Annotated in this window: 38 protein-coding genes; 24 read left to right on the top strand and 14 right to left on the bottom strand. The window is 60.1% G+C overall.

All coding sequences use genetic code 11. The features are described 5' to 3' along the window. Positions 1–119: 119 nt before the first annotated feature. The 12 genes from QCE88_RS08560 to QCE88_RS08505 all read right to left on the bottom strand — a co-directional run bounded on the left by QCE88_RS08560 (position 120) and on the right by QCE88_RS08505 (position 5,588). Positions 120–548: a hypothetical protein gene (locus QCE88_RS08560; protein ID WP_309900935.1), complete on the bottom strand. Its 429-nt coding sequence runs from the start codon at positions 546–548 to the stop codon at positions 120–122. After that, a complete protein-coding gene (locus QCE88_RS08555) occupies positions 545–742 on the bottom strand; it encodes a hypothetical protein (protein WP_309900933.1) in 198 nt (65 codons plus the stop codon). The genes QCE88_RS08560 and QCE88_RS08555 overlap by 4 nt, the downstream gene beginning before the upstream one ends. Then, a complete protein-coding gene (locus tag QCE88_RS08550) occupies positions 739–1,017 on the bottom strand; it encodes a hypothetical protein (RefSeq protein WP_309900931.1) in 279 nt (92 codons plus the stop codon). The genes QCE88_RS08555 and QCE88_RS08550 overlap by 4 nt, the downstream gene beginning before the upstream one ends. Continuing rightward, positions 1,014–1,433: a recombination protein NinB gene (locus QCE88_RS08545; RefSeq protein ID WP_309900929.1), complete on the bottom strand. Its 420-nt coding sequence runs from the start codon at positions 1,431–1,433 to the stop codon at positions 1,014–1,016. The genes QCE88_RS08550 and QCE88_RS08545 overlap by 4 nt, the downstream gene beginning before the upstream one ends. A gap of 79 nt (positions 1,434–1,512) precedes the next feature. Then, positions 1,513–2,088 carry a hypothetical protein gene (locus QCE88_RS08540; RefSeq protein WP_309900927.1) on the bottom strand — a complete coding sequence of 192 codons (576 nt, stop codon included), beginning with the start codon at positions 2,086–2,088 and terminating at the stop codon, positions 1,513–1,515. Continuing rightward, entirely contained in the window at positions 2,064–2,408 is a 345-nt protein-coding gene (locus tag QCE88_RS08535) for a hypothetical protein (protein ID WP_309900925.1), read from the bottom strand. Before QCE88_RS08535 ends, QCE88_RS08540 begins: the two co-directional genes overlap by 25 nt. Then, a complete protein-coding gene (gene dnaB / locus QCE88_RS08530) occupies positions 2,357–3,718 on the bottom strand; it encodes a replicative DNA helicase (RefSeq protein ID WP_309900923.1) in 1,362 nt (453 codons plus the stop codon). Before dnaB ends, QCE88_RS08535 begins: the two co-directional genes overlap by 52 nt. Further along, positions 3,715–4,617 carry a hypothetical protein gene (locus tag QCE88_RS08525; RefSeq protein WP_309900921.1) on the bottom strand — a complete coding sequence of 301 codons (903 nt, stop codon included), beginning with the start codon at positions 4,615–4,617 and terminating at the stop codon, positions 3,715–3,717. Before QCE88_RS08525 ends, dnaB begins: the two co-directional genes overlap by 4 nt. Before the next feature lies 1 nt (position 4,618). Then, on the bottom strand, positions 4,619–4,804 hold the full coding sequence (locus QCE88_RS08520; RefSeq protein WP_309900919.1) for a hypothetical protein: 186 nt from the start codon (positions 4,802–4,804) through the stop codon (positions 4,619–4,621). Between the two features lie 2 nt (positions 4,805–4,806). Further along, positions 4,807–5,106, bottom strand: coding sequence for a hypothetical protein (locus QCE88_RS08515; protein WP_309900917.1), 300 nt, complete (start codon positions 5,104–5,106; stop codon positions 4,807–4,809). A gap of 129 nt (positions 5,107–5,235) precedes the next feature. Continuing rightward, positions 5,236–5,433, bottom strand: a complete 198-nt coding sequence (locus QCE88_RS08510) for a hypothetical protein (protein ID WP_309900915.1) — start codon at positions 5,431–5,433, stop codon at positions 5,236–5,238. Beyond that, positions 5,430–5,588 carry a hypothetical protein gene (locus QCE88_RS08505; protein ID WP_309900913.1) on the bottom strand — a complete coding sequence of 53 codons (159 nt, stop codon included), beginning with the start codon at positions 5,586–5,588 and terminating at the stop codon, positions 5,430–5,432. Before QCE88_RS08505 ends, QCE88_RS08510 begins: the two co-directional genes overlap by 4 nt. Here QCE88_RS08505 and QCE88_RS08500 point away from each other — a divergent pair. The 23 genes from QCE88_RS08500 to QCE88_RS08390 all read left to right on the top strand — a co-directional run bounded on the left by QCE88_RS08500 (position 5,587) and on the right by QCE88_RS08390 (position 19,315). Beyond that, positions 5,587–6,822: a S24 family peptidase gene (locus QCE88_RS08500; protein ID WP_309900911.1), complete on the top strand. Its 1,236-nt coding sequence runs from the start codon at positions 5,587–5,589 to the stop codon at positions 6,820–6,822. The two genes, QCE88_RS08505 and QCE88_RS08500, sit on opposite strands and share 2 nt — an antisense overlap. Before the next feature lie 565 nt (positions 6,823–7,387). Next, the gene (locus QCE88_RS08495; RefSeq protein WP_309900909.1) at positions 7,388–7,516 is read left to right on the top strand and encodes a hypothetical protein; all 129 of its coding nucleotides are present in this window, start codon (positions 7,388–7,390) and stop codon (positions 7,514–7,516) included. A 197-nt stretch (positions 7,517–7,713) separates the two neighbouring features. Continuing rightward, positions 7,714–7,875, top strand: coding sequence for a hypothetical protein (locus QCE88_RS08490; RefSeq protein ID WP_309900907.1), 162 nt, complete (start codon positions 7,714–7,716; stop codon positions 7,873–7,875). Between the two features lie 123 nt (positions 7,876–7,998). Beyond that, the gene (locus tag QCE88_RS08485) at positions 7,999–8,172 is read left to right on the top strand and encodes a hypothetical protein (protein WP_309838777.1); all 174 of its coding nucleotides are present in this window, start codon (positions 7,999–8,001) and stop codon (positions 8,170–8,172) included. A gap of 79 nt (positions 8,173–8,251) precedes the next feature. Then, a complete protein-coding gene (locus QCE88_RS08480) occupies positions 8,252–9,418 on the top strand; it encodes a hypothetical protein (protein WP_309900906.1) in 1,167 nt (388 codons plus the stop codon). Positions 9,419–9,457: 39 nt separating this feature from the next. Next, positions 9,458–10,255 carry a recombinase RecT gene (locus tag QCE88_RS08475; RefSeq protein WP_309900904.1) on the top strand — a complete coding sequence of 266 codons (798 nt, stop codon included), beginning with the start codon at positions 9,458–9,460 and terminating at the stop codon, positions 10,253–10,255. After that, on the top strand, positions 10,248–10,877 hold the full coding sequence (locus QCE88_RS08470) for a YqaJ viral recombinase family protein (RefSeq protein WP_309900901.1): 630 nt from the start codon (positions 10,248–10,250) through the stop codon (positions 10,875–10,877). The genes QCE88_RS08475 and QCE88_RS08470 overlap by 8 nt, the downstream gene beginning before the upstream one ends. A 256-nt stretch (positions 10,878–11,133) precedes the next feature. Continuing rightward, positions 11,134–11,613 carry a hypothetical protein gene (locus QCE88_RS08465; protein ID WP_309900899.1) on the top strand — a complete coding sequence of 160 codons (480 nt, stop codon included), beginning with the start codon at positions 11,134–11,136 and terminating at the stop codon, positions 11,611–11,613. Positions 11,614–11,676: 63 nt separating this feature from the next. After that, entirely contained in the window at positions 11,677–12,240 is a 564-nt protein-coding gene (locus QCE88_RS08460) for a hypothetical protein (protein WP_309900898.1), read from the top strand. Between the two features lies 1 nt (position 12,241). Then, complete coding sequence (locus tag QCE88_RS08455; RefSeq protein WP_309900896.1) at positions 12,242–12,586, top strand: hypothetical protein; 345 nt, start codon at positions 12,242–12,244, stop codon at positions 12,584–12,586. Between the two features lie 9 nt (positions 12,587–12,595). Next, on the top strand, positions 12,596–12,826 hold the full coding sequence (locus QCE88_RS08450) for a hypothetical protein (RefSeq protein ID WP_309900894.1): 231 nt from the start codon (positions 12,596–12,598) through the stop codon (positions 12,824–12,826). Between the two features lie 44 nt (positions 12,827–12,870). Further along, on the top strand, positions 12,871–13,119 hold the full coding sequence (locus QCE88_RS08445) for a hypothetical protein (RefSeq protein ID WP_309900892.1): 249 nt from the start codon (positions 12,871–12,873) through the stop codon (positions 13,117–13,119). Further along, entirely contained in the window at positions 13,116–13,844 is a 729-nt protein-coding gene (locus QCE88_RS08440) for a metallophosphoesterase (protein WP_309900890.1), read from the top strand. Before QCE88_RS08445 ends, QCE88_RS08440 begins: the two co-directional genes overlap by 4 nt. Positions 13,845–13,890: 46 nt before the next feature. Then, entirely contained in the window at positions 13,891–14,505 is a 615-nt protein-coding gene (locus QCE88_RS08435; protein WP_309900888.1) for a hypothetical protein, read from the top strand. 32 nt (positions 14,506–14,537) lie between these two features. Further along, positions 14,538–15,212: a DNA cytosine methyltransferase gene (locus tag QCE88_RS08430; RefSeq protein ID WP_309900886.1), complete on the top strand. Its 675-nt coding sequence runs from the start codon at positions 14,538–14,540 to the stop codon at positions 15,210–15,212. A 53-nt stretch (positions 15,213–15,265) separates the two neighbouring features. Beyond that, entirely contained in the window at positions 15,266–15,985 is a 720-nt protein-coding gene (locus QCE88_RS08425) for a DUF3850 domain-containing protein (protein WP_309900884.1), read from the top strand. A 95-nt stretch (positions 15,986–16,080) separates the two neighbouring features. Beyond that, positions 16,081–16,338, top strand: a complete 258-nt coding sequence (locus tag QCE88_RS08420; protein ID WP_309900882.1) for a helix-turn-helix transcriptional regulator — start codon at positions 16,081–16,083, stop codon at positions 16,336–16,338. Further along, the gene (locus QCE88_RS08415) at positions 16,335–16,565 is read left to right on the top strand and encodes a hypothetical protein (protein ID WP_309900880.1); all 231 of its coding nucleotides are present in this window, start codon (positions 16,335–16,337) and stop codon (positions 16,563–16,565) included. Before QCE88_RS08420 ends, QCE88_RS08415 begins: the two co-directional genes overlap by 4 nt. Beyond that, positions 16,562–16,843 carry a hypothetical protein gene (locus QCE88_RS08410; protein WP_309900877.1) on the top strand — a complete coding sequence of 94 codons (282 nt, stop codon included), beginning with the start codon at positions 16,562–16,564 and terminating at the stop codon, positions 16,841–16,843. The genes QCE88_RS08415 and QCE88_RS08410 overlap by 4 nt, the downstream gene beginning before the upstream one ends. Beyond that, positions 16,840–17,247 (top strand): DUF551 domain-containing protein, encoded by a 408-nt coding sequence (locus tag QCE88_RS08405; RefSeq protein ID WP_309900876.1) that lies wholly within the window; start codon positions 16,840–16,842, stop codon positions 17,245–17,247. Before QCE88_RS08410 ends, QCE88_RS08405 begins: the two co-directional genes overlap by 4 nt. 2 nt (positions 17,248–17,249) lie before the next feature. Further along, on the top strand, positions 17,250–17,645 hold the full coding sequence (locus tag QCE88_RS08400) for a hypothetical protein (protein WP_309900874.1): 396 nt from the start codon (positions 17,250–17,252) through the stop codon (positions 17,643–17,645). 87 nt (positions 17,646–17,732) lie between these two features. After that, positions 17,733–17,921, top strand: a complete 189-nt coding sequence (locus QCE88_RS08395; RefSeq protein ID WP_309900872.1) for a ClpX C4-type zinc finger protein — start codon at positions 17,733–17,735, stop codon at positions 17,919–17,921. 194 nt (positions 17,922–18,115) lie between these two features. Then, positions 18,116–19,315, top strand: coding sequence for a site-specific integrase (locus QCE88_RS08390; RefSeq protein ID WP_309900870.1), 1,200 nt, complete (start codon positions 18,116–18,118; stop codon positions 19,313–19,315). A gap of 539 nt (positions 19,316–19,854) precedes the next feature. Here the strand turns inward: QCE88_RS08390 and QCE88_RS08385 are convergent. Further along, positions 19,855–20,241, bottom strand: coding sequence for a hypothetical protein (locus QCE88_RS08385; RefSeq protein ID WP_309900868.1), 387 nt, complete (start codon positions 20,239–20,241; stop codon positions 19,855–19,857). A gap of 221 nt (positions 20,242–20,462) precedes the next feature. Here QCE88_RS08385 and QCE88_RS08380 point away from each other — a divergent pair, with 221 nt between their 5' ends. Then, on the top strand, positions 20,463–21,305 hold the full coding sequence (locus tag QCE88_RS08380) for a squalene/phytoene synthase family protein (RefSeq protein ID WP_309903466.1): 843 nt from the start codon (positions 20,463–20,465) through the stop codon (positions 21,303–21,305). A 5-nt stretch (positions 21,306–21,310) separates the two neighbouring features. On the opposite strand, the gene QCE88_RS08375 is transcribed toward QCE88_RS08380, so the two are convergent. Further along, entirely contained in the window at positions 21,311–22,225 is a 915-nt protein-coding gene (locus QCE88_RS08375) for a DUF1501 domain-containing protein (RefSeq protein ID WP_309900866.1), read from the bottom strand. Positions 22,226–22,227: the final 2 nt, after the last annotated feature.

The raw sequence follows: 22,227 nt of genomic DNA, 5'->3' as shown, positions 1-22,227 counted from the left end.
GCGTGAAAGCGCGCGCTAAATGCAAAAGCCCGCTCAGTGGCGGGCTTCAGAGACGGCTTCGCCTCCCATGTGGGAAGCATCGCTCACGCGCAAAGGCGGATTTAGTCATCTGCTCGCGATTATATTGAGGTTTGCACCTGTTTACAACTATCTGTACGAAGAATTTTCATGAAATCCGACGCCTTGATGCGCGAGAGACTTTGATGCAATGACCTCTCCGATTCCGCCAGAATCAGGTCGAAGTTTCGGCCCCTCAACACAGCGCCGTGATGCTTGCGCAGCCGCGTCTGCACCTGGTCGGGTGACATCCTCCACACGTACGTGTACTTGAGAACCCATTTATGAACGTAGTTCGGCATTGCCGCCCACGCTGCTTCGACCAGCCAGCCGTCCCGCTCCTCCGGCTTGATGACAACGTGTGTTTCTGTCGAGTCGCGCAGTGCCACGTATAGCCGAGCCCACTGAGCGCAGACGCCCTCTTGAAACTTCGGCAGGCGCACGGTGCGCCCCCAGTTGTCCAGCCGCTGTTCGAAGGTTTCAAAGTTCATTCGCTGTCGGCCTCATATTTTTTGCACCTGCGCATCTCGACCCATTCGAGCGCGGCCTTCTGCAACCCCTTGCTGCATACGTACTTTGTCGTGCCGCCCCATCGGGATTTCACGAGCATCACGCATCCGAGACACGTTCCCGCCTGCTTTTGCTCAAGCACGATCGCCGGGTCTTGGTACTCGAAGCGCCTCATCGCTTGCTCCCATATAGACGTTCGATCGTCGCCGCCAGGCATTCGAGCTCGCTCACTTTCAGCACTTCCCACATGCGCCGCTGGCCGTGAATGCCGTTGAAACTGCCCTGATGGCAGTCTTTGCACAGCGGGATCACGCAGAAATTCGGACTCTTCCTGCCCGGCGTGCGCCCTTCGAGGATGTGATGCGCGTCGCTCGGGCCGGCCGCACCGCAGACAGCGCAGTCAAGTTCCTTGACGCGGCCGATGTGGCGTTCTTCGGATGCGCGGCTCATGCGGTGAACTCCACGCCCAGCTCGCCGGCCCCGTACGCCTGCACCTGCTGGATGAACTCGGAGAACTCACCGACCGTCATCTGCGTCGTCGACTTGCGCCGCGTCACGATCTCGCCGTCAGGAAGCACCAGATCGTCGAGCACGCCGTACTTCCTCGCGAAAAACTCGTGCCATGCGTCCTTATCGAACTGCCGACCGTCGACCCATGCCTGCTCGGCGATCTGCTTCAGAACGCCGCCCCAATAAAACCGATTCTGCGAGGCGTTCCGCTGCTTCTCTTCGGCCGTGACGATGACGCGCAGCGGCTCGCCGCGCTCGGCATACGCTGCGGCGTTAGCCTTCAGGAACGCGACCAGAGCGGCCCCGACGGCGGGCGAACGCATCAGGAACTCCCGGTACAGGACCGTCGTGCTCATTGCGGCGTCCTCACCGGCTGAGTCCAGTCGCGCCGCTTCACACCCATCACGGCGAAGTAAGGGTCAAAGTTGGAGGGGATCATCGTGCTTCTCCAAAGAATGCTGCCGTGAAGGGATCACGGCGAACGACACGGCCTGTCTTGATTGCCCGGTTCAGCGCGTACCTCTTGCGCTTGAACAGGTATTCGTCCTGATCGACGCGCGACCGGAAAAGGCGTGAGCGCTGCATGTTGGTCATGGGCGCCGGCTTCTCGGCATTCTTCCCGCGCCCCATCTTGAATACCTTCTGCCACCGACCATTGCTGCCCGTCTGCTGCCAGCGCTCGATGTGGAAACGGTTGCCCGAACACTCGCCGTCCATCAGATCGCGCACCTGGCTGATGCTTCCTCCGACCCGCATGGCGACTTCGAGCGATGTTCTCGGCTGGCGGTCGGCCATGAGTTCGCGGATCTTTTCGAGCAGCGGCGAGAACGCTCTATTCTTTCCGTTGAGACCAAGCTTCGACCCCATCTGCTTGATGCTGTCGATATTTCGCATCGGCAGCTTGTGCGTCTGAAGCTTCACCGGAATCGGCGATGCCCAGATCTCGCGAAGCACCTGCTTCTCTTCTTCACTCCACCGCGCGCCCATCACTCGGCCCTCCTCGTCAAACACTCGATCGCCTGTTCCGGCGTCTCGACCACGTAAATCTCGCCCGTCCATGCAGCGTGAAACTCTTCTTGCGCCGGCGTCAGCTTTCGCGCGCTCGGCGGCTGCTTCGGGTCTTTCAGTTCCATGAGGACCGTGCGCGAACCGTCGGGCGTCGAAACGATCAGGTCGGGGAATCCCTGTCCGACCGTGTGCGTCGGGACCACCCGTGCTCCGATTTTTCGAAGCGCCGAGACAATCTCGGGCTGATTGGCGTCAATCTTTGCGGCTCGCCTCATTCGAACCCCCTTGAGCGCGAAGGCTTCGTCGCATTCGCTGTCGGCCATGGGCCCGCATGATTCTCGAAGCGCATGAATTCGCCGCAATATGTGAGCGCCACATCCCCCGTCCGACCGTGACGAAACTTGGCGAATCGAAGCTGCGCGAACCCTAGCCACTGTTCTCCCGCGTCAGGATTCGCTTCCTCGCGGTGGATAAAGATCACCGCATCTGCGTCCTGCTCGATCGACCCAGAATCGCGAAGGTCTGACAGCTTCGGCAGGCCGGGCCGCTCTTCTGCCTTCCGGTTGAGCTGCGCAAGCGCGATGATCGCGACGTTCAGTTCTTTCGCCAGCGCCTTCAGGCCGCGCGAGATACCCTCGATCTCGGCATTGCGGTTCGCGCCGTCGCCGGTCATCAGTTGCAGGTAGTCGACGATGATCACGTCGAGCCCCGCCTTGCGCTTCACGAGACGCGCTTTCGAGCGCACGTCGAGCATGCGGAGCGCCGCCTGGTCGTCGATGTAGAGATTCAGATCCTTGATCTTCATCGTGGCGGCCGTGACGCGGTTCCAGAACTCGTTGTCGTCTTCCGGCGCCCGCATGACCGTATCGAGGGGCACGCGGCCGAGCGACGCGATGTTCCGGTCGTGAATCTCGGATTCGGGCATTTCCATCGACAGGAACAGCGCGCTATGGTCGATGGACACATGCGTGGCGATGTTCAGCGCCAGCGCCGTCTTACCCATGCCGGGGCGCGCCGCGAGGATCACTAGCCAGCCGGGACGCAAGCCGCCGTTCAGCTGCCGGTCGATGTCGTTGAGTCCCGTCGAGATAACCCGATCCGAGCCGGTCGAGCGGCGCTCAAGCGCGCTGATATGGTCGATGAGCCCTTGAGCAGCAAGCTTCGGCTCGCGTTTGATCGTCGCCTCGTCCAGCGCCTCAAGCTTCGCCGACGCGCGGTCGATCAGCGTGCCGGCGCTCTCCGGCGCGCCGACGGAATCCTGAATCTCGGCTGCGACCGACAGTAGCCCGCGCTTCTGCGCCCGGTCACGGACGATTTCGGCGTAGCGCGCGATGTTCACCGAACTCGGCGTCGATTGCGCCAGGTCGTTCAGGTAGCGCAGGCCGCCGAAGTCAGCCGCGCGCCCTTCCGCGTTCAGCCGCTCGTATACCGTGATCGCATCCGCTCCGACTCCCGAGCCGATCATTTTCACGATCTGCGCGAAGATGGCGCGGTGGTCACTGCGGTAAAAGTGCTCGGCGCGCAGGTCGCCCATGCGGTCGATTGCGTCGTTGTCGAGCAGCAGAGCGCCGATGACGCTTTGCTCGTGCTCAATGCTGTGCGGAGTGGCCCGCTGGATGTCGGGGGCGCTCATGCGGCTTCCTTGTTCTCGTAGTTGCCTTGGATGACCTTCGCGAAGTTCTCAGCCTTCATGAGCCAACCGAGGTCGCAGCTCGTCCACTTCCCGTTCCGGCCAGTCAGGAAGTCGCTATCGGCGACGAAGCGGAAGAATCGGTCGAAGAAGTCCATAGCCGACTGCTCGTCGGTCGCGTAGCGGCTGCCGTCGCGCTTCGTTGCCGTCAGCACCCAGCGCCAGCGGGTCCGCATGGACTTCTGTCGCTCGCCTTCCCAGACGCGGGGGAACGGCAGTGTCGGCAGATGATGGGCATACAGGTCGATGAGCTTTTGCTGAGGACAGTTCGGCAACTTGTCGCCGGAAGCGGAATCGGCATCGCCGATTGCTACCTCACCGTCAGGTGAGGTTTTATCTTGTTCCTGCTCCTGCTCCTGCTCTTGGCTTCCAAGGGGCTTAGAAGGGGCTTCGATGAGGCTTGGCTTTGCAGCGGCTTCCGGGCGTCGCTTAGTCATATGAAACGCCGCGCGATACTTGTCGAAGAAGCCCGCCAGATAAGGATTCTCGGGGAGCGCGCCGTACTCGTTTTGCACCCCCGTACAACGCTTATCCGTGACCACGAGAGAAGTCGCGATCTGGTAGGTGGCCATTTCCATGACCCACACCATCTCGGAAGCCTCGTCGTACTGACAAAAACCTGCTTCGATGCAGCTTTGAAGCCCCTTCGAAGCCCCTTCCATGCCCAAGCCTGTCTCGTGAGCGATGTATAGCATCGGGACGTAGTAGAGACCGAGCATGTTCGCGTGCGGCGAAGTCATCAGGTACAGACCGACGACCTGAGCTTCGGCGCCAGCCTTACGCAGCTTCTTGCCGGTCTCGCCGATCCAGAACTGAGGGCTGACTTTTGCGTAGTCGCGCATGTCAGTGAGCCACCGTCCGGAAGGCTTCTTCCAGGCGCGCGAGACGCTCATCGTTCAGCGCTTTGATCGCACGCTTCAGCTCGGCGCACAGGCACACGCGGACGTCGCGTGTATCGCACATGGTCATGAGGTGACAGAGTTCGTCGATTCGCGCCTGACGTGCCGCGTCGAGTTTGGACGGTTCCATGATTACGCCTTCGGCAGCCCGAGAAGTTCTTGGCTCTTGCCAGTTGCGACGTCGCGCACAGTTCCACGCTTCTGAAGCCGACTGGCGTCCAGAAGAGCGCGAACACGTCCGCAGACGCTCGAGAGTTTGAGATTGGTGCGCGCCGAGATTTCTTCGCGCGTGAGAAGCGTCTCCTGACCGATGAAGCAGTCCATCACCATTTGCTGCGTGGTGCTGAGCTGCTTCACGGAAAGCGAGTGATACGACGCATGCTGGGTCTCAGCGACGCGTCGGCCCGAGATCGGGCTAAAAAAGTCTTCCATGGGATGTTCTCCGGTAAGGAGTACTGAACTCGAACAAAAGCGGTCTCAGAGAAACGACTTGTGTTTGAACTCTTCCCAGCAGTTACCGGCCTCGTACCGGTCCTTCACATCTGCCAGTGGACTGGCTAGTCATTTTTCCCGCGTGTTCCCAAGATGGGCCTCACCGAAAGCAACTACTTCCGGGTGCAGCGCACCATAAATCGACTTCAAAACGTGATACCCGACGTACTTCTGAATCGAAACGCCTAATCGAAGCGATTCCGCGACCAGATCGGCTGCTTCCGGTACGGGTAATTCCGCTGCGAGATGCGTTTTGTCCACGGTCATGCGTGCACCGTGCTCCCGACATGGGACGCTTCTGCACTGACACCAATAAGATTCGCGGGCAAAGTGCCAACTGTGCCGAACAGAAACAGCTTCGTGATGCGCGCCAGTGCGGCGGAATCGCTGTCGATGCCGTTGAGCGCCTTGAACGTCTGCATGCCGTCGTACACGGCCCTCAAGGCGCGTCTTAACTTCGTTTCGAAACTCGGCTCTTCGGGACATGCTCCTTTCTCCAGTAAAAAAACAACAATGAAACTCACGCAGAAACGGGTGCGCAAGATGATGTCAGGCCGGCGCCGGCTCGGACTGATGCCGGTCGACAAGGAAGATCTCGGGGAACTCCAGCTTGACCGCGGCGGGGATACCTCGCTCCTTCCAGTTGTAGACGCGCTGAACTCCTCCGCGGGTAGTGAACCCAAGAGTCTTGGCGAGCTGAGCAGGGCCACCGAGTCTTTCGATCAGTTGCCGGTCAGCCAGAGTAGAGAGAGTTTTCTTGTCCATGCACCATTAAACACCGCGTTTAAACAAAAGTCAAACGCTTTGTTGAACAACAATTTGTTTAGATGCGGGATGATGTCGCCCATGCAAGATTCAACAAAACGCCTCTATGAGGCAGTCGACGTCATCTCCCCTTCGCCGCTCCTGTCGAAGGCCGACGTCGCTCGTTTCCTGAACGAGTCGCAGCAAAGGGTAAAGAATTGGGAAAGCCGTGGCGTGCCCTCGAATTTTGCGATGGAATTCGAGAAGGCCCATGGGGTCAGTGCGCGATGGCTGCTCTTTGGGGAGGGCGCGATGCAAGTAGGGGCGTCGCAGACCGATCCTACACCCAGGCCAACGGTGCGAGCCCAAACCCGAGACAGCGCAGAGAATTTGCCTCTGATCGAGGATTCGGCCGCCGGTAAGCTTCCGCATAATAATAGCCAAGCTGCCGACTCACGGACAGGAAATGTCCCGATCCCGATCCAGTATTCGGTAGACAAATCGAAGTTTCGCCCCATCCCCGTCGTCGGACGTGCTCAGGGCGGAATGCCTGAGAGAATCTGGACTGATGGGGACTATCCTGTGGGAGCCACAGATAAATACGCTGAGGTCGCGACGAGCGATCCGCACGCTTTCCTTACGCCGATCGTCGGAACGTCGATGTCGCCGAGGTATAACCCAGGCGAGTTCGCGCTGGTCGAGCCGGCAACTGACCCAGAGCTTGAGGATGATGTCTTGGTGCGCCTGACGACCGGCGAGACCATGCTCAAACGGCTCGTGTCTCGGCGCGGTGGCGTCCAGCTCGCGTCCTACAACGAGCCTGGCACGATGCTGTACGACGAGACTGAAATCACGTGGATGTATTACGTGGCGCACCCAGTCCCGGCCCGGAAGATCAAACAGCGAGTCTGACGCCCCAGCGCAGCCTTACGCACAGCCTGTCACTGACGATCGCCTCCCCAACCCGCTTCGGCGGGTTTTTTGTTGCCCGCGCAACACAGCAGCCTCCTCCGACCTCTCCGTGTTACAAATTTCTTCAACGCGATTAAACAAAACGTTTTGACTTTGGTTTAAACATCGTGTTTAATACAACTCATGCGCTGAACGAACAGCGCGACGCCGAACCCGGCGACGCTCTTTAACAAGTTGGAAACGATAAACCAGCCGCAAGGCTGTACACGCCGATAGCTCGAATGAGCGACTAGGCGCAGGACGTAACCCTCGACTCCTGATGAAAGATCCGAGGCTATCCGCCAGACGCCTGGTTGCCAGATGCAGCTATAGAACGGCTGGCGGATTGATCCCATGCACTAGGCCCGGAGCCGACTCAGTCGGGAGTAGCCGGGCTGATGCATGACAGTGGGCTTGGAAATGCCCGTTCGGGGAGCGGTCATTTCTTAGTCCATTGCGGTAAGCACTACTGAGTCTTATCAAGACGCCGTGACAGGACGTCGTGACAAGACCACACGAGGTGACCATGAATCAACACAGTTACGTGAACCTGCGTTACGGCGTGCTTCACAGCCTGGACTTTGTTTGCTCGAACGGGCATCGCATCCACCACGCATTCACGACGATCTTCTACGACGACATCTGCTGGTGCTGACCCATGCGAAGAAAAGAACCTAGGCCGGGCCGCTACGGGTGGTGCTGGCATTGCACGACCAATGTCGAGAGCGTGATCGTTGACCAAGGATTTGGCTACGACTACGGCTCGATCAGCGGATACCACGCGATTGAAGACCACGTCTGTCCTGAATGCGGTGAGCGCGTCAGCGAGCCCAAGGATGAGGAGATCGAGTCATGAACCAACACGAAATGCGAGCGGTACTCGACACGCTGGAAATGGCCCGCGACGCGCTGACTGTCAAGGTGACAGAGCGTGAGATGGCCCAGACAAAAACGATGCTCAATCTGCACATCCTTCAGATGCAGCGCGAGCTGATGGCCGTGGAGCGTCGCTGATGCGATCCGTCACTGAGCAAGAACTCAACGATGCCGACGTCTTCGCGTCCGCCATCACTTTCTGTTTCGGCGCCGTGTTTTTCGTCGGCGTCTTCGCAGTCTTCTTCTCGTAGGGGATCAGCCATGAAAGACATGTTCACCGAGCAGCGCAAAGCGCTTCTCAAGGATTGGTCTGAGTACGTTGACAGCCACGAAGAGCGCCTGGAGCGCGCGAAAGAAGCGCTGGGCGATCGCTACCTGCTGGCACCGTGCAACCGCGTTCAGCGGCTCGCGAAGCCCTACGGAAGCATCCGATGAGCTACGTCTTCGTCTGGCTCGCCCTTCAACTTCCAGTCGGGATCATGCTCGGCAAGTGGATCAAACATCGAGGTTTGGCATGAGCAAAAACAAATTGACCGTGCCTGAGCGCGTTTCGCTCGTGCTCGGCGTGCCTGAGCACGAAAAGAATCTGCGCGAGCTGGTGAAGCAATCTGTCTCGATCGTCGAAATAAAGAACGCCGACGGTCGCTCGCAATGTCACTCGGCTTACATGGTGCTGAAGAACGCTCGTGTCGGCATCGAGAAGGCCGGCAAAGATGCACGTGATGACGCGACGAAGTTCAGCAAGGCCGTCATCGCGGAAGTAGATCGTCTCACTTCGATTACGTCTTCAGAAGAAGCGCGCCTGCAAGGCATCCGCGACGTGTGGGACGAAGCGCGTGAGGCTGAAAAGCGCGCTGTTCGAGAAGCTGAAGAGCAACGTCTCACGGCGATCCAGCGGGCCATCAACGACATCCGCACGACGCCAGTCGATTACGCGGGCCGATCGTCCGTTGAGATCGCGGACGCGCATTCACTGCTCACTTGCGTCGAGATCACGCCGGAAGTGTTCGGAGATCAATGCGGCCATGCCGAGATCGCCAAGACCGACGCTCTTAAGAAGCTGACCCAGATGCTGGCCGACGCGCAAGCGCACGAAGCCGAAGTAAAGCGTCTTGCTGCCGAGCGCGCTGAACTCGCCCGTCTGCGTGCTGAACAGAAGCAACGCGAGCGTCAAGAAAAGGAAGCGCAGCGTGCTCGTGAAGTGACAGAACGCGCAGCACGAATCGCAGAAGAAGGACGTATCCGAGAAGAACGGCTTGCGGCAGAAGCAAAGCTCCGCGCCGAGCGCGAAGCACACGAAGCAGAGATGCAGGCGCAGCGCGACGAGATCGCACGGCAGCAGGCCGAAATTGCTGCTGAGCGTCGTCGTCAGGAGGAAGCAGCGGAGGCGAAGCGCCGGGCAGAGGAAGAAGCAGCAGCCGCTAAGCGTCGCGCTGAAGAGCAAGCCGCACACGCCGAAGCCGAGAGCGCCCGCGCTGAACAGGAAGTCAAGATCGCTGAGCAGAAGCGACGCGAGCACGAACAGTTCACCGCGAACGGCCCCGGTGATGTCGAAATAGTTCGAACTCTCGCATCGCATTACAGCGTCACCGTTGGCGATGCACTCGAATGGTTGAAGCGCTTCGACGCTGAGACCGCTGACGAACAGTTCGCTGCTGACCGCGATTTGCAAACCGTCTAAATCCACAACGCCCCGCCTAGTCTGGGGCCAGGAGAAATCATGTCTGACCTCATTCCGGCGCAGTCATTTGACCTGTCGCCCAAGTCGCTTGAAGAAGCGCTCACGTTCGCTGATTACCTGTCGAAGTCGAGCATCGTCCCGAAAGACTTTCAGGATAAACCGGGCAACATTCTTGTCGCCATCCAGTGGGGCATGGAACTCGGATTGAAGCCGATGCAAGCGATGCAGAACATCGCCGTCATCAACGGTCGCCCATCACTTTGGGGTGATGCTGTGCTCGCGCTTGTGCGCGCTTCGCCCGTTTGCGAATACGTCTACGAATCGAATGAAAACGGCACCGCAATCTGCCGCGTAAAGCGGCGTGGCGAAGAGGAGCAGTTCCGCACGTTCTCGGACGCGGATGCAAAGCAAGCCGGCCTGATCGGCAAGCAAGGCCCGTGGGCGCAGTACCCGCAGCGCATGAAGCAGATGCGCGCCCGCGCATTTGCGCTGCGCGACGTCTTTCCGGATGTGCTGAAGGGTATGCCGATCGCTGAGGAAGTCGGCGACTATCTGCCCGCCGAGAAGGACATCACGCCGCGTAACAAGCAGACGCCAACGCAGATTGCCCAAGCTGCTCAACAGACCGCGCAGATCGCTCGCACCGACAAGCACGAGTTCATCATCGCCGACCTCGAACTGATCGCGAAGGAAGGTGGCCCAGAACCGCTTGCAAAAGCGTGGCAAGGTTTGACGAAAGAAGATCGCAAAGCCATCGGCACCGACGAACTGAATCGCCTGAAGGCAATGGCCGGCGCAGAAGACGTCACTCCGAATGAAGGAGAAAACCATGAGTGACGTCATTGAACAACGAACGGATGAATGGCGCGCTCAGCGCGCTGGCCGCCTGACTGCGTCGCGCTTCGGCGATGTGATCAGCTTGACGAAGGCTGGAAAACCGACGGCAGCGCGCGACAAATACATGCGCGAAATCGTGTTCGAGCGCTTGGCATCGACCGCGAAACATTCTGTCGATGGTCACGCGTTGCGCTGGGGAACGGAAGTCGAATCATTCGCAAAAGAGGCGTTCGAGCTCGAAACTGGAATGATCGTCATGCAGGCAGAGTTTCAGCAGCATTCGGACTATGCGTTCATCGGAGCGAGCCCGGACGGCCTCATCAACGGAGACGGTGGGTACGAATCCAAGTGCCCCATGGACGAAGCGGTCCACATCAACACCCTCCTCCACGGTATGCCGGAAGAACATATACCGCAGGTTCAGGGTTGCATGATGGTGACAGGACGGAAGTACTGGATGTTCGTGTCATACGACCCGCGAGTCTCAGAGCGCTTCCGGCTTTATCACGAACGTGTCGAGCGCGACGACGACTACATCAATGGCGTTCTGCTTCCATGCCTGCTCCAGTTCAACGCAGAGGTCGAGCAGATGATCGCCGAACTGAATCGACGTGTTGCCTGAATTTCAACCAACCGCGTGCCGGCGCGTGATCCGGCTTGTTGAAGGGTGGCGAATGCGCAGGCTGATGCGCAAATGTCGTGTAGCGGCTGACAAGTCGACAAGCAAGAAGCGGCGGATGCTAGCTCACCCCGCAGACAGCATCCCGACCGGAGTCGACTGGCGAAACGATAAGCCGGAGATCAGTACCGGCCGCCACCCTTGAACAACAAAACGGCCGCATGTCCGCTACATGCATTACACGAGGAGCACCAAAACCATGTTTCGCAAAATCATCGTAGTCGCAGCACTCGCAAGCCTGTTCGTCGGTCACGCTCAGGCGTCAGGAGTTGAAGGTGGAATCGTCGTCGGCGCAGGCGCATCGGCATTCGGCGGCAGCGTGTCGGGATCGGCAGCAAGCATCAGCAATGGCAACGCCGTGACGGCCGCGCAGGTCGGGGGATCGGGCGCTTCGTATCAGAACGCGTTCAACAACACGGGCGGCACGGCAACGATCGGCGGTGGCGTGAATAGCGTCGGCGCACAAGTCGTCACCAACACGACGCAGTTCAGCAATTCGGGCGTGACTGGCTCGGCAGTTGGCAATGCGCCGACGAACGTCGGCGACAGCATCGCGAATGGCGGTGCGGCATACGGCTCGACCACGACGGCAGCACAAGGCAATGCGCAATTCGCGACCGGCGCTATCGGCGCGGTAGGTGCAATCGGCGGTATCGCAGGCGTCTCGTTCATCCACTAAGCGCTGCGCTTCCCATAACCGGTAGCGGGGTCGTGCGACCGACCCCGCGCCCAGGAGCCTCAAATGAAAACGACTCTCATCGCCCTCATAGCGCTCTTCGCAGCAAGCACTGCGATGGCGCAAGTCTCAAGCACCTCGTCGAACACGTCAAGTACCGCATCGACGGCAGGGGCGACAAATGCCGGAAACGCTCAGCAAATCACCTTCAACAGCCCGAACAAGGTCGAGTACAGCGGCAGCTATACGGCGCGCACGACCGGTAATGCGGTCCTCCCTGGCTTCGCAGGCTCGTTCTCTGGTGACTATTGCGGCGGCACGGCTGGCCTTGCCGTCGGCGGACCAGGCTTCGCGGTGAGCGGCGGCGCGCCGAAGATCGACGAATCGTGCGTGATGCTCCGCACCTTCGAGCGCGTGCAGCAAGCCGCTGCATCCGATCCAGACAACGCGAAAGAACTCCGATCGGCAGCGCTGGACATCCTCGCTTCCATCGACCCGAAAATCCGCGCGATCTTCCTGAAGCACAAGCTGCTCAAGGGCGAGACGGAAACGACCACGACGAACGCTGACGGCCAGCAAGTGTATGCAGTGTCGCAGCCGGAGTCGACGCGCATTGCATCAGGTAACTGACATGAAACGCACCCTTCTCGCTGCGGCCGCCGCCCTTCTCGCGACCAGCGCGCACGCCACGATTCTCATGTACACGCAGAACGACGCGGGCGGCACGATCCAGTTCTCCGACATGCCCTGCACGAAGATCGAAGGCATTCCGCAGCTATCGAGTCGCGAAGGACTGACGAGCGTAATCATCGACGGCAGCGGAAGCGCGGTCGGATTCGGCTGCTACACGTATGCCGAGCCAAACATTGTCGTGACCTGGCAAAACGGTCAGCAGCGCTGGTACAACCCGGCTGGCCTATCGATAACAGCAGCAGGCAAGAAGCTGTTTCAGTCGGCAAGCAAAGCGAGTTACTGAGGAGAAACTATGCCCTACGTCAACGTGTACGTCGATGAACGCGAAGTGCTTGAAGACCTCTCGAATGAACTTCTCGTGAAGGAACTCCGCAAGCGTGACGTTCCCTTTGCCGCTGAAACCGATGACGCCACTGCCGATCTCGACAAGATCTTCTATGCCTTCTACTACGGCAAAGAGACAGATGCTGTCCAGTTGATGCGCAAGTATGTTCAGGACGTTACCGGGAGAACGCTGCCGTGAGCACGATGAACATTCATCACGTCAAGCTGAAGAGCCGCCGCGAGATGGAGCGCACGATCCCGCGTGAAAAGCTTGGCTGGTGGCATGACGTCTGCCCCGGCGAGCGACTCGTGCTGCGCGACGCGCGCGACTCCGATCTGGCGCGCTGCATCCTGCGCGAAGGATCGTCACGCAACCCGTCTGATTACCTGTGCGAGCTGCCGGAAAGCGGCTCACTCGTATTCAAGGCGGCAATCGCACATATGACGACCATTGAAATGCCGGTCGTCAAGGCAACCGGAGAGAAAGCATGAGCTTCGTCCAGCGCTTTGAGCGCAACCTGATCGGCCGTGACTTCGCCGTCGGCGACATCCACGGCCATTTCACCGCGCTCCAGACGCGCCTGGCTGAAATCGGCTTCGACCGCGAGCGCGACCGGCTGTTCAGCGTGGGAGATCTGGTCGACCGCGGCCCGGAATCAGACCTTGCGCTGCATTGGCTTGGTCTGACGTGGTTTCACGCCGTGCGCGGCAATCACGAAGACATGGCGATCCGCTGGCCGAGCGGCAATATGGACCGCGACAACTACGCGATGAACGGCGGAAGCTGGAACGTCATGAACCCGCGCTACTTGCAGGTCGAGTTTTCAGACACATTCGGCGCGCTGCCAGTAGCGATCGAGGTTGAGACAGAATCCGGGCGCATCGGCATTGTTCACGCGGATTGCCCTTGCAAGACGTGGAATGCCTTCACCGCAGCGCTCGATAACGCTGACCTGCCGAGCAAGATGCGCAAGGCCATATTCGAGACAGCGCTTTGGTCGCGGGATCGGATTCAGGCAGAAGACCAAAGCAGCATTCCTGACCTGCGCGCGCTGATCGTCGGTCATACGCCGCTGAAGTGGCCGGCCGTGCTTGGCAACGTCCATTACATCGACACCGGCGGATGGGTTCGCGGCGGCCACTTCACGGTCATCGACTTGGCGACGCTTGAAACGATCCCGCCTCAGCCTAAAGCGCTCGACTGGACCGAAGCCTAACCCCACCGGGCGCGGTATCGCACCCGCGCCCATAAAGGAGAAGAACATGAGATTTGCCTATGCCGACCCGCCGTACTTCGGACTCGCTGAAAAGTTTTACGGGCACTTGCATGCCGAGGCTGCCGTGTACGACACGCTTGAAGGACACAGGGCACTGATCGAACGCCTGTGCGATGAGTATGCGGACGGATGGGGCTTGTCGATGACCAGCGGGAATCTGCACGACCTCCTTCCTCTCTGCCCGCGCGAAGCTCGGATCATGCCTTGGGTGAAGCCTTTCGCTTCATTCAAGCCTGGCGTCGGCGTGGCGTACGCATGGGAGCCGGTGATTGTAATGGGCGGGCGTCGCCGGACACGCGAGCAGAGCACCGTGCGTGACTGGTGCGCAGTGAATATCACGCTAAAGCGCGGATTTACCGGCGCAAAGCCTGCCGAGTTCGTGTTCTGGCTGATGGACGTTTTGAACGTGCAGGAAGGAGATACGGTCGACGACCTGTTTCCGGGATCTGGATCTGTGCAAGCGGCGATTAATACGTACTTCGGAGCGATGACCGGTCACTTTCAGGATGGATTGTTTGCCAATTATCCCGACGGACGTGTGGAAGTTAGCGACGCTGTGAAGAAGACGCTGTGCGCTGTTCCTGGAACAAAGACCGCCTGACCTATTGCCGAAACACCTATTGCGAGAGAGAAATGAATGATCTGGCACTTTTCGCAGGCGTTGGAGGCGGAATTCTCGCCGGCAAGCTGCTTGGATGGAGAACTGTCTGCGCTGTGGAGTTTGATGCCTACCGCGCTAGACGACTCATGCAGCGACAGAATGAAGGGCACCTCGCACCGTTCCCCGTTTGGGACGATGTTCGTACCTTCGACGGACGCCCATGGCGCGGCGTTGTTGACGTCGTATCTGGCGGGTTTCCATGTCAAGCCTATTCCTCCGCTGCTCGAGGAAAAAACGTTGCGGATGATCTCTGGCCGGAAATGCGACGGATCGTGGCAGATGTCGCTCCCAGGCACGTATTTGCCGAGAACACCCAGCGACGCGCGATCGATAGAGCGGGCGACGACCTCGAGGCGATGGGTTATTCCGTCCGGGCCGTTCGTCTATCCGCGGCAGACGTGGGCGCTGACCACATTCGGGAGCGGTACTGGCTTCTTGCACACGCCTACGGCGACAGCGAACTATGCCTGCAAATCGATGCAAAAGTGGCCGAACTGTCGAGAGTACGTCCGAGTGTTTGGGACGCCTATCCCGACGAATCACGAATGGCTGATGGCGATGCCCATCGGATGGACAGGCTCGAAGCCACTGGCGACGCGCAAGTTCCAATCGTGGCTGCGACAGCATTCCGACTGCTCGCTGGCTGAAACCGCCTGACCCGCTGTCTCGACGCAGCGACAACGATATTGGGGATTGGAAATTGACTGATTTCACGCACGAACTGAAGACGGACCATGAGCCGTTTTCCGCGATTCTAAGCGGCGAGAAAACGCACGAGATTCGCTGCGCTGATCGCGACTTCAAGGTAGGCGACATGCTCCGGCTGAAAGAGACGCGCTACACCGCGATCGAAATGAGCAGTGAGTCGCGTCCCCTTGAATACACAGGCCGCACCACCGAGCGAGTCATCACGCACATACAGAGCGGCTACGGCCTGCCCGACGGCATCGTCGTTATGTCTCTCTCCTCCGTGCTTGCCACAGAAAGCGGAGAGGCGGTCTACGACGAGGCTATCGCCCCGCAAGCCGAGTGCGCACCGCGTGAGGCGCAATCGGTGAAGCGTGACGCGATTTATCGTAAAGCACTTGCTATGGGTGATACGCCGGATACGATTGGGCCGGACACGCACGAGCACCATTTCGAAGTTGAACCAGCATCAGGAATCGCGTTCTGCACTTATTGCGGAATGAGTCGTGTCGCAGCAGGCGCGAGTGAGCGCGCGGATGCCTACCCCATCGCATCCGCTGATGATGTACGGGTGCCACAAGTGGCGACAGTCCTAAAGGATGTCATTGACACTTTCCTTCTGTGGAACGGACAGGCATCAGCAGGACTTGACGTGGAGTGGCTGGCGGCATTGCGTAATGAAGCCGCCGCCATCGCAGCTAACCGCGCATCCGAGGAAGGGGGTTCGAAATGATCCTTTGCAAACTCGGTATCCACAAAACGTATGTGCATGGCTACTACAAGATTTGCAGCCGATGCGGTAAGACTTGGGCTAACTACTGGTGAAATATGGATTACGACCGCTATAGAACACTTGCAGAGCTTGTGCGTGGTGCTCGTCTAATAGAGGAAATGACGCTAGAAGAATTGGCGAAAGCATCAGGAACAAGCAAGTCATATCTTTCTGAGATCGAGAATGGCGTTAGCTGGCGCGTATCAGTACAGCTCGCGGACAGGCTTGCAGATGCCTTGTCAATCTCGCTGAGTCGTATTGCCAAAGCCGCGCACGAGTCAGAGCAAGACGCCATTGCAGGAGAAAAGAAATGACCAGCCGGGAACGATTCGAAGCGCATTACAAGCATCTTGACATGACACTGAACCGTGATGCATGGGACCGCGAGATTTATGCGCACTCCCACGTCGAAGCCATGTGGGACGGCTGGCAAGCAGCCGAGCGCAGTGCGCTGGAGCGCGCGGCACAGATATGCGATGAAAACATCGACCCGGCAGAAGCGGCATTTGAGATCCGCGCCCTTCTGGAGACCGACAAATGACCGATGACGAAATGTTGAACACGATTGCGGCCGTCTGCGACTTCAATCGAACAGAGGTCGACAAGTGGCGCAGAGAAGCGCTGATCATCGGTCGAGCCGTTGAGCGTGCGACGCTGGAACAGGCTGCTCAGGCATGTGAAGCTCATGAGGCCAAGATGTCTGTCGCGATGGAAGCAGCCGATGCGATCGACGGCGGATACCTGAACGCATGTGATGACTGTGCGGATCTGATTCGCGCACTTGCAGACGCGCAGAGCAAAGATACGGAGGGAGCGTGAGCGAAGAACTGAAGCCGTGCCCGTTTTGCGGTGGTGTCGCACAAGCAATCGCGGGCGATGGGCCGTTTTATGGGCGAGTTCAGATCGATTGTTCTGTGTGCCGGAATGCCACCTATTGGTGGGAGGAAGCTGTCGCAGTAAGACTGTGGAACCGACGCGCCGCTCTCGCACCAGCGCAGCCGTCAGGATGGATCAGCGTGATGCATCGGCTGCCGACCTCCAACACATGGGTTCTGGCGCACAACGGCAAGTGGACGGGCGTCGCTAAATATGAAGTTCTTGCCGAATGGATCGATGAGCGCTGGCGCGATGAACACAGCGAGTTTGTCGAAAAGCTTGGCCCAACCGTCACGCACTGGATGCCCCTGCCCGCCGCCCCCTCGCCCACCAAGGACCAGACATGAGCATGAAGAAGAAAATCACCATCGGCCGGCTCGCCATCATCGTATCGCTGTCGGCTGCTTTCCTCGCTGGCTGCAATGACGCCGACATCGCATCGAGCAACCTCTCCAAGGCTGCCGACAACTTCCAGATCCAGCGCCGCATCGTGTTCTACAACACACAGAGCGACACGATCATGCTCACGATCGAGGGGCTGTGCTCGCTCGGGAATGCGGACAAGAACGGCGAACTGTCTGTCGTATGTAAGACGGGCGCCACCCGCTACCACAAGGAATTCCTCGGTCTGTCGCGCAACGTCACCTACGTTGTCCAGCAGCTCGAAGATGCCGACGTGAGCGACTACCACTACAAGGTCGTCTGGAAACCCGCTGTGCTCGTGCCGAACATCGAGATCAAGTGATGTGCGCCAGATGCGGAAGCATGAACCTGACGGAAGGCAGCGGCTGGATCGTGTGCAACCACTGCGGCAACGCGTGGAGGGATTGACGTGAAAAGGAAAGTCGAGGTCGTCACCAAGACGAAGCATTGGTGCAACTTCTGCGGCAAGAGCCAAGACGAGGTCAGCCAGATGATTGCGGGGCCCGACGACGCGGACATCTGCAATGAGTGCGTGATGGCCTGCCATGAGCTGGTGTTCGATGCGCAGTCGAAGGCTAGCAGTGAGGACTCGCAGTGACCAGCAACATCGAAGAATTCATGAGGGGTAACGAACATGGTTCGTTTTGTGACCGTGGATAAAATGTCGTCCGCAACGGGCTACACGAGGACGGCCATCTATAAAAAATGTAACGAGGGTGTCTGGCCCGAGGGCACGGTATGGCACCGTGCGCCCGACGGTCGGATTCTTATCGACACTGAAGGGTATGAAAAATGGGTCGTGACGGGAGGGGCGTTAAACCGGCCTCAAAGTCGAGTATCGAAATCTCGTTCATCTACCAGGGAAAGCGATGCCGAGAACGCATTCCGCTGCCTCCTACAACCGCTAACCTGAGACGCGCAGAGAACCACCGCGCCGCGATTTTGTACGAAATATCGCGCGGCACCTTCGATTACGCACAAGTCTTCCCAAACTCACCCCGCGCAGCACAGACCGCATTTGCCGGTCAGACAGTCGAAACAGTCGCCGCATATCTGGAGCGATGGCTCGAAGTCAAAAAGACGCAGATCGCCGCCAGCACCTACCGGGATTACAAAGGCATCATCTTCGGGCAAGTGATTCCCCGATTCGGAAAGATGCGCCTGCCCGAACTGCGCCGCGCGCAGATCAAGGAATGGCTGGCGACGATCGACGATCAGCAGACGGAGAAGGTGACGAACAAGCGGCTGGCGAATATTCAAAGCTGCCTGCGCAGCGCACTGAAGGATGCCGTCTCTGATGAAATCCTCGACTCGAATCCGCTTGCCGGGTTCACCTTCGAGCGCAACGAGCCGCCACGCGAGGAAGACCACGCCGACCCGCTCGACGCGCACGAGCAAGCCGCCGTCATTGCTGCGGCGCGCGATCCGCAGATTGCCAACTTGTTTCAGTTCGCATTCTGGACGGGCATGCGCACGAGCGAGATCATCGCGCTGGACTGGTCGGACATCGACTTGCCGCGCGGTATGGCGCGCGTGCGAAAGGCAATGACAAGGGCGGCGAAGGGTGCGGCGGAAGATACGAAGACGGTAGCCGGTCGGCGCGACGTGAAGCTGCTGGAGCCCGCTCTCGCCGCGCTCGAAGCGCAAAAGCGTCATACGCTGCTCGCGCACGGAGCAGTCTTCCATAATCCGGGCTGGCGCGGCGCGGAGTCCGGGCGATGGAAGGGAGACGACCAGATATGGGAAGCGTGGAAAACGACGCTCAAGAATGCGAAGGTGCGATACAGGAACCCATACCAGACGCGCCACACATTCGCATCTATGATGCTGTCAGCGGGCGAACATCCGATGTGGGTCGCGCGGCAGATGGGACACTCGGACACGACGTCGATCATGCGCAATTATGGGCGCTGGATTCCGTCGTCTAACCCGGACGCGGGAGGAAAAGCTGTCGCGATGTTCACGGCGGCTGAGAATAAAAAGGCTGGCTGAGAATGACAACATAGGGCCAGCCATACTGAGCAAAGGCACGCGCAGAAATGATCCGTGCGGGTTCGAGTCCCGCTCCTCGCACCACTCGCGGCTCGCTGTTGAAGCTGGCGCTGTTGAAGCCGGCGCTGTTGAGGCCTGGTTCCCCGGCGGTGCGTATCGAACGCATTCGGCATTCTCGGCGTGGTTTTTCACCGCGTTGCATCGAGCCGAAGACCAGCCTGCCGTACCCTCATGCAGTAGACGCGGCCAGAGATCCGCATCTCTCGCCCCGGACTTGAAACAAACCCGCACCGGTTCCGGCTGACGCGGGTTTTTTCTTGTCGAATCGATATTGAAGGCCGGTCAGTAAGCGCTCGTGCTGGAGGCTGTTTTGATCAAGCCCTTCCGACTCCTGTTTGAACGCTGGCGAGAGTCTGAGAAAGCGCAGCGCCGCTGCGGCCGGACTGACCCTGTACACGTCTTGCGCAAGCTTGCAATCGCGCAGCATCCCGAAACAATGCGGCCAGTCACTTCGACGCAAGACCCGCGGTCGTCACTCGCTAGACGCTGATATCGCCGAGTTCGACCATCATCACCTCGCCCTTCTCCTGCGAGCGCCCCGCGAAGTCCACGCCGGAGTGATTCATAACCCGCCGGATCTCGTTCGGCAACAGTTCGCTCGCACGCGCCGCGGCGATCGGCCGGTCTACGTGCGACAGAAACTGCCGCACCCCCGAGGGCTGCCAGAACACGAAGACGTTGAGCGGATAGGACAGCGGGGCATCGGCCTTGCGGTTCGCCGTGATGTGCAGGCCGACCGTCGGCGACACATGCATCTGGCGCGGACACACACGGAAGTCGAAGCCGAAATCCGTCGCCACACTTTTGACGAGGAACGGCAGGCATCGGTCGCCGAACTGCTTGTTCTCGGATTTGCTCAGGGCCATGGGCGCCTCCCGACTGCGTGCACTGCGGTGGAACGTCGTACTCGGACGGATTGCGGCAGTGTTGCGCCGGGCGTGAGCGGCGTCAGTGGTACGCCGCACATCCGGATACGGTGGCGGCCACCGGCGAACGCCGGCAAAGCCGCCGCCAGGCGGATAAAATGGGCGCCCATGCGTCGGCGGACATCGCCCCGCTCACCCTTGCCTCCCCACACATCAAGTTCGTGAATTTCGACGACTACTGCCAGCAGAAAGCCGCACCCGAAGGCTCCGGCACGTACTACGCACTGCGCCGCGCGCCTGCCGCCGTGCAGCCGCTCCTGACCGCCCTGTTCGCGCTGCGGCGCGAGCTGGAGGAAACGGTCAAGGAAACCAGCGATCCGACCATCGGCCGCACCAAGCACGCGTGGTGGCAAAGCGAACTCGGCCGGCTCGACCAAGGCGCGCCGACTCATCCGGTCACCAAGGCCCTGCAGGCGCATGCTGGCGACGCCCGGCACGCCGTGCTCGACGAGGCGGGCCAAGCGTTGCTGGCGACGGTCGTCGATGGCTTCGGCATGGATCTGGATCAGGCACGCTATCTCGACTGGCCCGGCCTACGGCGTTATCTCGACCAGACCGGCGGCGCGTTCGCGACGGCCGTCGCCCGTGTGACTGCGCGCGAGCCGCAGCACGCCGCCGCGTGGGCTGCTCCGCTCGGTGCGGCGCTGCAACTGGCCGAACGCGTGCAGAACATCGGTGACGATGCGCGCCATGGCCGCATCTACCTTCCGATCGACGAATTGCAGCGCTTCAACGTGACGGCCGCGGACATCATCAATCGCAAGTACGGCGACGCTTTCGTTGAACTGATGCGCTTCCAGACGACGCGCGCCCGTCAGGCGCTCGACGCGGCCCTTGCCGCCCTGCCGCCCGCCGAACGCGCCACGCAGCGCGTGCTGCGCGCAGAGGCGGCGCTCGCTTGCGCGTTGTTCGATGAGATCGAGCGGGAAGACTTCAAGCTGCTGCATCAACGCATTTCGCTCACGCCGATCCGCAAGCTGTGGATCACGTGGCGCACGCGTTGAACGCACTAGACGCGCACTAGCGGCAGCGGCGCGAAGCGTGCCACCGATGACGATGGCGCGACGCCCAGATGCGCGCACGCGGTGGCGTGCAGCCGCCTGAAGTCGAGGCTCACGGGCAGGCCGTCGCCGGCCACGAGCGCGTCGAGACGCGGCGCCGCGCCCCACAGACCGCCGCGCACGTTGCCGCCCATCACGAATTGCGCCGCGGCGGCGCCGTGGTCCGTGCCGCGTGCGGAATTCTCGCGCGCCGAGCGTCCGAAATCCGAACTCGTCATGACCAGCGTCCGATGCCACTCACCCGCTGCGATCAGCTTGGTTCGCAACTCCATGAGCCCATCCGCCAGTTGCGCCAGCCGCGCCGCATGTCGCGGCGCCTGGTTCTCGTGCGTGTCGAAGCCGTGCAGCGCGATGCGTATCACGGCGGCTTCACGCTGCACGATCGAGCGTGCGGCGGCCGTGCATGCGGCCGCGAACGAGGCGGCAGGCGAGCCTTGCGCAAGCGGCACGCTTGCATGGGCGAGCCAGGTGTCGCCGCGGTACTCATGCGTATCGGAGGCCGTGTCCCAGATCTGCCGTGAGCGGAAATGCGAGCGGTGAGTCGCGTCATGACCGACGCCCTGCACGATCGCCAGTTCCTGTTCCTGCCAGACCTTGAGCAACGGCAAGAGTGACGGATGCAGACCCGTGCGGTCATCGAGCGGCACGACCTGATCTTGCGGTATGGCGAGCGTCGGCCGCAGCGCGCGATAGCGTGGATCGCCGACCGGGATGACTGTGTTCAGGCCGTCGTTGCCGCCATTCAGATCGACCAGCACCAGCGCGCGATGAACCGTGGAAGCGTCTGCACGCGGCTCGCATGCGACGCCGCCTGACCATCCCGCGAACGCGCCGGTCGTGCAGAGGAACTGGCGTCGGTTCATGG

This window comes from Caballeronia sp. LZ035, assembly GCF_031451175.1.
In the GTDB taxonomy this organism is placed as follows: Bacteria; Pseudomonadota; Gammaproteobacteria; order Burkholderiales; family Burkholderiaceae; genus Caballeronia.
This window is presented reverse-complemented; position numbering and strand designations above follow the sequence as displayed.